Consider the following 2,663-nt stretch of genomic DNA (forward strand, 5'->3'; position numbering starts at 1 on the left):
CGCCCGCACCGCCCCCACCACCGCCACCGGCATAGAAGAAGCCGCCGACCGTGTTCGAGTTGGAGCCGCCGTTGCCGCCGTTGCCGCCGTTGCCGCCCGCACCGCCGTTCCCGTTGGTTCCGCCGAAGGGGGTGCCGCCGCCGGCGCCACCGCTGCCCGCTCTGCCGCCGTTTCCTCCTTGGCCGCCGCGCGTGGCGCCGCTCCCGGCGCCGCCGGCGCCGCCGGTGCCGCCATTGCCGCCGGCACCACCACTGCCGCCGGCGCTGCCGGTGCCGGTAGCGTCGCCGCCGGCGCCGCCTTGCCCTCCGTTGCCCCCGGCAAAGCCCGTGGAGCCGGTGCTGCCGACGTGTCCGGCGCCGCCGTTGCCTCCGGCGCCTCCTTTTCCCCCGGTGGAGGTGAGGTCGCCGATACCTGCGGTGCCGCCGTTGCCCCCGATGCCGCCGTCGCCTCCCGCGCCGGAGGTGCCGCCATTGCCGCCGGCACCCCCGTTGCCGCCGTTGCCGCCGTTGCCGCCGACAAAGCTCGAGAAGCTGCCACCCGTGCCCGCCTTGCCGGCCGCACCCGCGGCGCCGCCGTTGCCGCCGGTGCCGCCGTTGCCGGTCGTGGCGTCGGCCCCTTGGCCACCATTGCCGCCGTTGCCGCCGGCACCGCTGGCACCATTTTTGCCGCCGGTACCTGAGGTACCGCCGTTGCCGCCGGTCCCGCCGCTGCCACCGGCACCGCCGTTATGCCCGCTGAGCAGGAGGCCGTCGCTGCCGCTGCCGCCGGCGCCACCAGCGCCGCCTGCGCCGCCGTTGCCTGATGTAACGGGGCCGGGGTTAAGGGCGGCGCCAGCGTTGCCGCCGTTGCCGCCAGTCCCACCGGCGCCGCCGCTAAAGCTGCCCGACCCGGTGTCGGCGGCACCGGCGCCGCCGGCGCCGCCGTTGCCACCTGCGCCGCCGTTGCCGCTGACGCCGTTGAAACCCAAGGCCCTGCCGCCGTTGCCGCCGGCGCCGCCGGCGCCGCCGCCGGAGCCGTCACCAGTGCCGAGTGCGCCGCCGGTCTTGCCGGCGCCTCCGGTGCCGCCGTTGCCGCCGTTGCCGCCGACACCGGTCCTGCCGGTGGGGCTGCCGCTGCCGTAGGGGCCGGCTTCGCCACCGGCGCCGCCATTACCGCCAGACCCGGCGCCATTTCCGGCGTCGGCGGCGCCATTGCCGCCATTGCCGCCGGTGCCGCCGTTGCCGCCGGTGCCGCCGGTGCCGCCGCTGACGCGGCCGCTGCCGCCCATGCCGCCGGCCCCGCCGGTGCCGCCGTTGTCACCGTTGGTGCCGGTGCCGACAGCGCCGAACGTGCCGTTGTTGCCGTTGCTGCCGTTGCCACCGTTGCCGCCGTTACCGCCTGTACCGGCCTTGCCGGCGCTGCCGGGCAAGCCGGCGTCGCCGCCGGCGGCGCCCGCGCCGCCGGCAGGCGCGGTGGTCCCGCCGGTCCCGGTGTCGGTGCCGCCGTTGCCTCCATTGCCGCCGGCGCCGCCATTACCAGCGTTGCCGCCGACACCGCCCGGACCGGTGGCGTTGCCGCCGTTGCCGCCTTGGCCGCCCTTGCCGCCGGCGTCACCGGCGAGGCCGGGGTTGCCGGCGTTGCCGATGCTTCCGGCGCCGCCTTTGCCGCCGTTGCCCCCGATGGCGCCGGTGCCCAAGATGCCGCCGGAGCCGACGGTGCCGGCGTTGCCACCGTTGCCGCCGGCGCCGCCGGCAGGGGCGACCGTCCCGCCGCTGCCGGTGTCAGCGCCGCCGGCGCCGCCGTTGCCCCCTGCGCCGCCGCTGCCGGCGTTGCCGCCGGTGCCCAGGCCGCCGTCACCACCATCGCCGCCGGCACCGCCTGATCCACCGGCGTCGCCGGCCAAGCCCGCGAGGCCGTTGTTGCCCGTGCTCCCGGCCCCACCGGTGCCGCCGTTGCCGCCGACACCGCCGGTCGAGCCGCTACCTGCGAAGCCGGCGTCACCGCCTTTGCCGCCGGCACCGCCGCTTGGGGCGGTGGTCCCACCGGTGCCGGTGTCGGTACCGCCGTCGCCGCCGTTACCGCCATTGCCGCCGTTACCGGCGCTGGCGCCGCTGCCTGCGGCACCGCCTTTGCCGCCGCTGCCGCCGTTGCCGCCATTGCTGCCGACGCCACCGGCCGTGCCATTGCCGCCGGCACCGCCGTTTCCGCCGTTGCCGACGGTTCCGCCGTTGCCGCCGGCGCCGCCGTTGCCGCCGGAGGCGCCCGGGGCGGTGACGTTGAAACCGGCGCCGCCGGCCCCGCCGTTGCCGCCGGTGGTGACCGTGGCCCCGCTGCTGCCGTCGGTGCCTTTGGTGCCGCCGGTGCCGCCGATGCCGGCGTTGCCGCCGGCCCCGCCGGCCCCGACCACGCCGGGATTACCCCCGGCCCCGCCGGCGCCGCCATTGGCGAACAGGTCCGTGCCGGTCGCGCCGGCCCCGCCGTCGCCGGGGGTGCCGGCGTTGCCGCCGTGACCGCCGGCCCCGCCGTTGCCGTTGACCCCGGCAGTCCCGTGGGCGGCCGCGCCCCCGTCGCCGCCGGTACCGCCGGCCCCGCCGGCACCGCCGTTGCCGCCCGAGCCGCCGGTCTGGCCCGCACCGTTGTCGAGTCCGGCGGTCCCGGCCTTGCCGGACAAGCCGTCCCCGCCG

Annotated in this window: 1 pseudogene; it reads right to left on the minus strand. The window is 78.8% G+C overall.

From position 1 onward, the window contains the following. Positions 1 to 2,663: pseudogene (locus AWC08_RS36770) on the minus strand (PE family protein); the annotation flags it as partial.

The organism is Mycobacterium gordonae (assembly GCF_002101675.1).
GTDB lineage: Bacteria > Actinomycetota > Actinomycetes > Mycobacteriales > Mycobacteriaceae > Mycobacterium > Mycobacterium gordonae.